The organism is Sodalis sp. (in: enterobacteria) (genome assembly GCF_047607725.1).
GTDB lineage: Bacteria > Pseudomonadota > Gammaproteobacteria > Enterobacterales > Enterobacteriaceae > JBLKSS01.
This window is the reverse complement of record NZ_JBLKSS010000186.1, coordinates 1-7,491: the sequence shown is the minus strand read 5'-3', so window position 1 is coordinate 7,491 and position 7,491 is coordinate 1. Positions and strand designations below refer to the sequence as shown.

The following is a 7,491-nucleotide window of genomic DNA, read 5'->3' as shown; positions in this document are numbered from 1 at the left end:
TCATCGCCGGATTATCCATGATCTGACAGCCGTCCCTTATAGGATGCGGGTTCACTAGGCATCGTAGTGGAACATATTCTTACCGGGCCGTACAACAAACCCACCAATAATTCAAGACGTCCTCCACGGGGCGCTTACGTTCAATGAAAGGTTTTTCACCTCTACCCCGTTTTGCTGCAGCACTTCGCTGGCCAGGGTAAAGGCGGGAACAATGACTGATGCAAATTTTTCCGCCAGGAACGACGGCAGCTTGTCGTGATCGGTCTCATAAAAGCGTGGCTGATGGAAATTGGTCATGTCCAGCCCGGCGATGTACAGACGTGTGAACCCCAAATAAAGCAAGATTTTCAGCGCCCAGAACACCACCGTGCCTGCATCGAATATCCCGCTGCGGATATCGGTGGTAAAGGCGATATCAGGATGGTCCGGACTGAACCGGATGTGGGGCTCCTGGCCGAAATGGCGGCCTACGCCGTCGCCGGGCACGCGGGGTTGATAGATGCGATAACAGGCGTCTTCAATCAGCGCCAGCCGGCAGCGCACCGCAGCCAGCGTGAAATGGTCGATAATCCGCGCGATACCGTGCAAGGTGGTGAATAAGGTCAGCGTCGGATCGGCGATAATGGCCCGCAGAACGTCGGTGCGGCGGTCGATAAAGCTCATATCGACGATGATATACAATTGAAAATCCAGCCGATCCTTAAGCGCGTAAGCGCCGTTTACGCCCACCACGGTCATCGTCGGCAGCCCGGCGAAATCCATCTAGTTGATCGAGGGGCCGGTGGCGGTGATAAGCGCATCGCCGCTGAAACGGTGATGCCAGTCGGTCAGCGGCACCGGCTGCCCCTTATAGCGCAGTTGGGTAATGTCGCCTGTCGAGGCGCAGGTGATGCGGCAAAAGGGCCAGAGGTTTTCATTGTGCCGGTAAGCGCGCGGTCGGGTATAGCGGTAAATCTGCTTAAAAAATGTGCTCATGTCTCGATTCTTACGCCATAGCGTTCAGGTTAGCGCAGTCAGCAAGGGGACCCTTCAGGAGGCGGGCGCATCCGACCGCTTGGCGGTCAGCCGCTGTCTGGCGGGCAGGCTCCCCACAAAATTAGCAATATTCACCCGATCATCAGGGGTTAGCACGTAAAGTTCCGTCGCCGGGTGAGCGAAATGATACAGCGCGGCGAAGACAAAAGATGAGGGCGCAATAGCGTCGGGGCGAATTATCAGTGCATTGTTTAGCGGCCGTTGTTCTTTGGCCTCACAGGGACCCGCAAAGCAGATCACCGGGACATGTAACGCATCGGCAATATAGATATTGCCGGAATCGGTAGCGATATAGCAGTCCATGCGGCGAATGGCATCCGGGACCTCCTCAAGGGGCAGCAAACCTATCAGGCTGACGATATCCACCTCGGCGCCGGCGTCGCGAATAAGCGCATCAAGGTAGCTCTGTTCATTGGCGGGACCGAAGACATAGTAGCGGCACGGCAGGTTGGCCAGCAGCGTAAAAATTTCTCCCCACACCGACGGCGGCAGCGTTTTGGCCTTATTTCCGGCGGAGATGCTAATACCGATGTTGAGGGTATCAGAGGGGACTGCCAGCTCCGCACGTGGCGTCGAGGGTTTCCACAGCGGCGAGGTGGCGTGTTTAGGCTCGCTGCGCCAGGTTAAAGAGCGGTCCGCCAGCCGCAGATAGTTCTGCAGCGTCAGCGTATCGCGCCGATGCTCGAGCACGCCGCTGGCAGTGAGATAAAATAACCTATGGTACCAGCGCCGCGTGTAGGTACTGATAAACTGTTTGTCAGGCGCGTTGCACAGGGCGGCATAAAACAAATTACCGTTGTTGGGATGCAGCAGGTAGACGTGGCTGTAGCGATTTATCAGCCGTAAGCCCAGGCGGATCTTGCTAAACAGATTTTGCTTGTAGTCTTCGATATACAGGCATTCCGCCAGCGTGTCGTCATGCTCCGCCAGCGGCTGGACCGTGCGGCTGAGCAGCGCGTCCGACCGTTTCAGATGGCGCAGCAGCGGAGTAATATTGACGTAATCGCCGATTTTCGCCGTCTGGATAACCAGATTTTTGCCCGTAGGTCGCTGTATCAGCTTTAACAGCAGCTTTACCGGTAATAGCAGCAGAAAGATGAACAGATAATTCATGATGGGCTATCCCTGTTCCCTTGGCGGCAGCATCGGTTGCAACGTCCGCCAGACGTGCTCCGCCGTCAGACTCTCCATATTGCCGTCGTCCGCGCGCAGCGCCTGCTGGTGGCGCCCGTAACCGCCGATAAGCCCTGGATCGGTAGGGCCGTACAGCGTCAGGTTCGGGCGGTCGAGGGCGGCGGCCAAATGACTGAGACCGGTATCCACCGACACGATCGCCCGCGCGCCAGCCAGCTGTGCCGCCACCTCCGCCAGCCACAACGGCGGGAGCACTTGCGCGGCGCTGGATCCCTCGGCCAGACGCCGGGCGCGTTGCTGCTCCTGCTCCGTCCCCCAGGGTAACTTAATGCGATAACCGGCGTCAGCGGCAAGCTGGATAAGCGCGCGCCAGTGGGCTTCCGGCCAGTGTTTGCCGGGACGGGTGGTGGCGTGTAGAAAGACCAGATAGGCCTCGCTGCCCGTCGCGGGGGTAAAGTGGCCGGCAATGGCGTAATCGCCGGGCGTCGTGGGAAGCGGGTAACCCAGACTGGCGGCGAACAGCTGGCGAATGCGCTCTATGGCGTGCTGTTGCTTGTTCACGTCGTGCCGCTGGTGGTAAAACCAACTGGCGAAGGGTTCGCGCGCGCTTTTGTAGTCAAGACCGTGTTTTTCGCCGCGCGCCACGCGGGTGACGAGTGCGGCGCTTTTCATCAGGCCCTGCGCGTCGATAACCGCGTCGTAGCGCTCTTGCTGCAGCTGCCGTTTAAAGTCGCAGCGCTCCTGCCGTGTGGCCGTGCCGAACCAGTTTTTACGCCAGCGGCGAATCGCTACCGGAATGACCCGCCGCACCGCCGGATGCCAGGTGGGGATCTGGGAGAAATTTTTTTCCACCACCCAGTCGAAACGGATCCCCGGCAAGGCGTGCACCGCATCGGTCAGCGCAGGCAGAGTATGCAATACATCACCCATCGAGGACGTTTTGACGATCAGAACCTGCATTAATTCTCCTCTTGGGGGGCAATAATGTTTCCAGTTCGCTCAGCACCTGGGCAGGTTGGATAGCGATCAGGCTCTGATGGTAGCCTTGTTCGTCGTCACATTTTCGTATTTTATGATAACCGCTTATTAAGCGAATCACGCGGGCCTGGTGGGAAAGCGGCGGGGTGAAATCCGGACTGCTGGGCCCGTACAGCGCCACCAGCGGGCGATCCAGCGCGCTGGCGACATGCATCAGGCCGGAATCGTTGCTGACGATCCCCTGGCAGGCGGCGATAAGCGCTACCGCCTGCTCCAGCGAAGTCTTGCCGGCCAGGTTGTGGCAGTGGCAGCGACAGTCCGTGGGCAACGCGGCGCCGATAGCCTCTCCGGCCGCCTGGTCCTTGGCGGAGCCGAACAGCGCTATCTGATAGCCGCAGCGAATGAGCGCCTCGGACAGCGCGGCATAATGATAATGCGGCCAACGTTTGGCGGGGCCGAATTCCGCTCCGGGACAAAAGCCGATAAGCGGGCGGGCGCCCTCGGGCACAAAGGTGCGCAGGGCCAGATCGATGTCCGTCGCTCTGACCGTCAGGCGCGGCCAGGGCAGCGGCGTGGGTAAATCGGTTGCGCTTTGCATCCCCTGGCGATCGAAGGCCAGGGCGGCGTAGCGCTGCACCATCAGCGGAAAGGCCTGTTTATCCAGCGTGCGGATGTCGTTGAGCAGACCATAACGCATCTCGCCGCGCCAGCCGGTGCGTTGCGGGATGCCGGCGAAAAACGGCACCAGTGCCGATTTGAACGAGTTAGGTAGGACCAGCGCCTGCTGATAGCCGTTTTGCCGCAGCGCCCGCCCCAGCCGGCGGCGCTCCCCCAGCGCCAGGACGCCGTGGCCGAGCGGCATCGCCAGCGCCTGGTTGACCTCCGGCATGCGGTTAAGCAAAGGGCGGCACCAGGCCGGGACCATCACATCAATCTGCGCGTCGGGATGGCGCTGCGCCAGCAGGCGATACAGGCTCTGGGACATCATCATATCGCCGACCCAGGATGGTCCAATCACCAGTATTTTCATGCCGCCGCTCTCTTTCTAGCCCTGAAGAATATCAATGGTTATGGTTTAACCAGCGTAAATATTCCGCGACCCCTTCGGCGACGGTTTTAAACGGTTGATGGTAGCCGGCGGCGCGCAGCTGGGTTAGATCCGCCTGGGTGTAGGCCTGATAGGGCCCTTTAAGTTTCTCCGGGAACGGAATGTATTCCAACTGGCCTTTTTTATGGTAATCCAGCACGGCGTCCGCGACAGCCTGGAAGGATTCTGCCCGGCCGGTGCCGCAATTAAAAATCCCCGAGACGCTGTTTTGCCAGAACCAAAGATTCACCGCCGCTACGTCGCCCACATAGACGAAATCGCGTTTGAAACCTTCGCTGCCTGCGAACAATTTTGGATTTTCACCGGCGTTGATTTGGTTATTTAAATGAAAAGCCACGCTCGCCATGCCGCATTTATGCCCTTCGCGCGGGCCATAAACATTGAAATAACGGAAGCCGCAAATTTGCGACTCGGCCTGCGGCAATAGCGCGCGCACATATTGATCGAAGAGAAATTTGGAATAGCCGTAAACATTCAACGGCTGTTCGTACTGCCGATCCTCAATGAAGTTTTCCGTCCGACCGCCGTAAGTTGCCGCGGAAGAGGCGTACAGGAAGGGAATGGTACGTTCCATGCAGTAGTGCAACAGCTCTTTTGAGTAGTGATAATTATTATCCATCATGTACTTGCCATCCCACTCGGTGGTGGAAGAACAGGCGCCTTCATGGAATACCGCATCAATATCGCCGAAATCATCGCCGGCGACGATGCTGGCGATAAAATCCTCTTTATCCATATAATCGGTGATATTGAGGTCGACCAGATTGGCATATTTGGTGCCGTCTTTCAGGTTATCCACCACCAAAATATCGTTGTAGCCGATCTGATTTAACGCCTTGACGATATTACTGCCGATAAAACCGGCCCCACCAGTGACAACTATCATGGGTTACCCTTGCGTGACTGACGGAGCCGACACAACGTCAGCTCCTGATAATGGTCTTATCATAGCATTTCCTCCCCCGGCTTTATATCTTCCCGGTTGACCGCGAATGCGGTGTCGCGGCACGCGCAAGCCGTTCTTCATCGCTTAGATAACGTACTTTACGGGTGTAGGTTTGCGGTTTGAACAGCAGAGGGGTCTCCCGTGATTGCACATATTTCTGCCATTCCGACAGAGGGAAGCCGCCGTGGGCGCCCACTACCTGCGGCGGTATGACCGAGGGCGTGCCGCCACCGGCCAGTTCATCCATTCGCCCAGATTGATGGTGCGAATGTCCAGCGTATCCAGCATCGCCGCCTGCGGCAGCTGATCGGTCGGCGGCTGGGTGCCGGCCATGCGCGACCAGGTGTCGCGGAAAAATGCGATCCATATCGGGCACATGCGCAGCCAGGTCTGGCGGGTGGCGGCGAGAAAGGCGGCGGCGCTCTGATCGGTGACGATGACTATCTCGGCCAAGTCCGGCGCATAGCGCGCGGCAAACGTCGCGCTGAGTAGCGCTTCTTCAACATAATCGGCGCCCACGGAGGGGATCACCACCGACGAGACCGGCAAGCCGCCGGCGACCGGCTGATGATCAGACGTGAGATATTTAAACCGAATACGTGAGATAAATGTGGGGAGATGTGAGATGGAAACTGTAATTCTGTTACACTCAGTGCAACAARATTATTGATGGCAAAARTCAGTCGTGTTCGATATTTTCAGTGCTTATATCAAATAAGCAACCCTGGTTGATGTCTGGTGGTTGTTGCGTAGTGCCAGAACGAATGTAGCCAAATAGTCCGTGGCGATGCTGTGAAAAATGTTGTGCAATTGCGTCCCCCAGGCCATCAGCCTGTTTTCTGTCGAGGGCAAGATGAGCCTGCAGGCAGGATGAAGTATGGGCAATGATATCTTCCAGGATGTAATACGGGCGTTCATTGCTGCTATTCTCTGCTCCCTCCCTGAAATTGCATAAATCAAACAGTGTGCCTTGATGCTGTTTGATATGTTCCTCTTTCATTTGTTTGACGATAGCATAGATACGCTGGATAGAAAGGCCATACTTCTCCGACAGTGTGGGATGGTTATAGCCGTCAAAATCCGTAAAAATCTTCTGATTGCGTGACAGGTTTTGGCTATGCAGCTGTTTGGGAATGTAAATGACGCTATTTGCCCAGACAAAAGCCATCCGGCTTTTCACTAATTCTGCTGCTCGTCGCACGCATTTCTGGGGAATATCCGTCTGTCCGGTGAGGACCACTTGCACTGATTCAGCAAGGTAATCAAGTAATTCATTGTGTTTGGCGGCACCCATGATTGTTTCCTTTTGTACGCTGCTGCCATTTTTTCAGGCGTTCAATCACCTGGCTGGCCTGCTGGCTATTGAGCCATTGAGGGCGATCGATACCTGTTTCCCGTTTAATAAAGCGACTCATGGCCTTCTCTGAGCCATCGCGGACTATCCCCTCACTCGCCATCTGATGCCACAAGGCCCGGATTTTCTGTAGCTGTGGAAAATAGGCCTGAGTCTGAGTGGTTGCGGGTATTTGATGGGAATGAATACGAAAGCACTGTCTTTTTAATGCTTTCAGTACGCGGTCAAGGGCTGTCGTGCTAAGTACTTTTGCCGAAGACTGATCCGTCAGGTTTTTCAGGAGCTGACGATAGGTATCCTCGTCCAGTTTCAGTTGCCTGGCGGCAATATGGATTAACTACAGGTATTTTTGTCGGGTCATCGGTGGCGTCCTTTATTGTCGAGGGCGAGGTTCCTTATGCCATTAATAAAAAAATAATCCTTCGGGTTCTGAAGGATTATAAAATATATATCATTACTATACAATTGAATGCAGTAAATGCCGTTTTTCCACTATGACTTCTTCACGCAAATTGCCTTGGCATCAATATCCTTGAACGTTTCAAATTTTACTGCGAACTGGCTGGCGGCCTATTGACAGGAGGTTTCCGTGTCAAATTCTTGTGTATGCAGTGAGGAAAAAGCTGCATCGGTATAAGGACTGGCATGCATCGATAAAATTAATATCCACATGATAATGTCTCTCCTTTCAGTGAATTAAGGCGTGTGTTTAACAAAACAAAGACTGACCGCAATCAACACCAGGAAACCAGCAAACAGGCTGTTCTGTTGCTTAAGTCTTTCTGGCGATAAATAAGGACGCAAGCGGGCGGCGATGAAGGCGTAGAGTGTCATTATCAGGGCATCGACCATGACGAGCGTGGCGGTCATTATGGTTATTTGGTAAGCGCCCCGTGGAGGACGTCTTGAATTATTGGTGGGTTTGTTGTACGGCCC

7 protein-coding genes and 2 pseudogenes are annotated in these 7,491 nt (G+C 55.4%); all 9 read right to left on the bottom strand.

The features are described from left to right. Positions 1 to 111 precede the first annotated feature (111 nt). Positions 112 to 975: pseudogene (locus ACMX3H_RS15505) on the bottom strand (sugar glycosyltransferase). A gap of 54 nt (positions 976 to 1,029) precedes the next feature. Continuing rightward, positions 1,030 to 2,148 carry a glycosyltransferase family 9 protein gene (locus ACMX3H_RS15500; protein ID WP_415211466.1) on the bottom strand — a complete coding sequence of 373 codons (1,119 nt, stop codon included), beginning with the start codon at positions 2,146 to 2,148 and terminating at the stop codon, positions 1,030 to 1,032. Between the two features lie 6 nt (positions 2,149 to 2,154). Next, on the bottom strand, positions 2,155 to 3,129 hold the full coding sequence (gene rfaC / locus ACMX3H_RS15495; protein ID WP_415211465.1) for a lipopolysaccharide heptosyltransferase RfaC: 975 nt from the start codon (positions 3,127 to 3,129) through the stop codon (positions 2,155 to 2,157). Then, on the bottom strand, positions 3,092 to 4,177 hold the full coding sequence (rfaF, locus tag ACMX3H_RS15490) for an ADP-heptose--LPS heptosyltransferase RfaF (RefSeq protein WP_415211464.1): 1,086 nt from the start codon (positions 4,175 to 4,177) through the stop codon (positions 3,092 to 3,094). The genes rfaC and rfaF overlap by 38 nt, the downstream gene beginning before the upstream one ends. Positions 4,178 to 4,208: 31 nt before the next feature. Beyond that, positions 4,209 to 5,141, bottom strand: coding sequence for an ADP-glyceromanno-heptose 6-epimerase (rfaD, locus tag ACMX3H_RS15485; protein ID WP_415211463.1), 933 nt, complete (start codon positions 5,139 to 5,141; stop codon positions 4,209 to 4,211). Positions 5,142 to 5,223: 82 nt separating this feature from the next. Next, positions 5,224 to 5,798, bottom strand: a pseudogene (locus tag ACMX3H_RS15480) (hypothetical protein). Positions 5,799 to 5,880: 82 nt separating this feature from the next. Next, positions 5,881 to 6,495 (bottom strand): Mor transcription activator family protein, encoded by a 615-nt coding sequence (locus ACMX3H_RS15475; RefSeq protein WP_415211462.1) that lies wholly within the window; start codon positions 6,493 to 6,495, stop codon positions 5,881 to 5,883. After that, positions 6,473 to 6,862, bottom strand: coding sequence for a regulatory protein GemA (locus ACMX3H_RS15470; RefSeq protein WP_415209385.1), 390 nt, complete (start codon positions 6,860 to 6,862; stop codon positions 6,473 to 6,475). Before ACMX3H_RS15470 ends, ACMX3H_RS15475 begins: the two co-directional genes overlap by 23 nt. A 389-nt stretch (positions 6,863 to 7,251) precedes the next feature. Continuing rightward, positions 7,252 to 7,491: hypothetical protein (locus tag ACMX3H_RS15465; RefSeq protein WP_415211461.1), on the bottom strand; the 240-nt coding region annotated here is incomplete at its 5' end.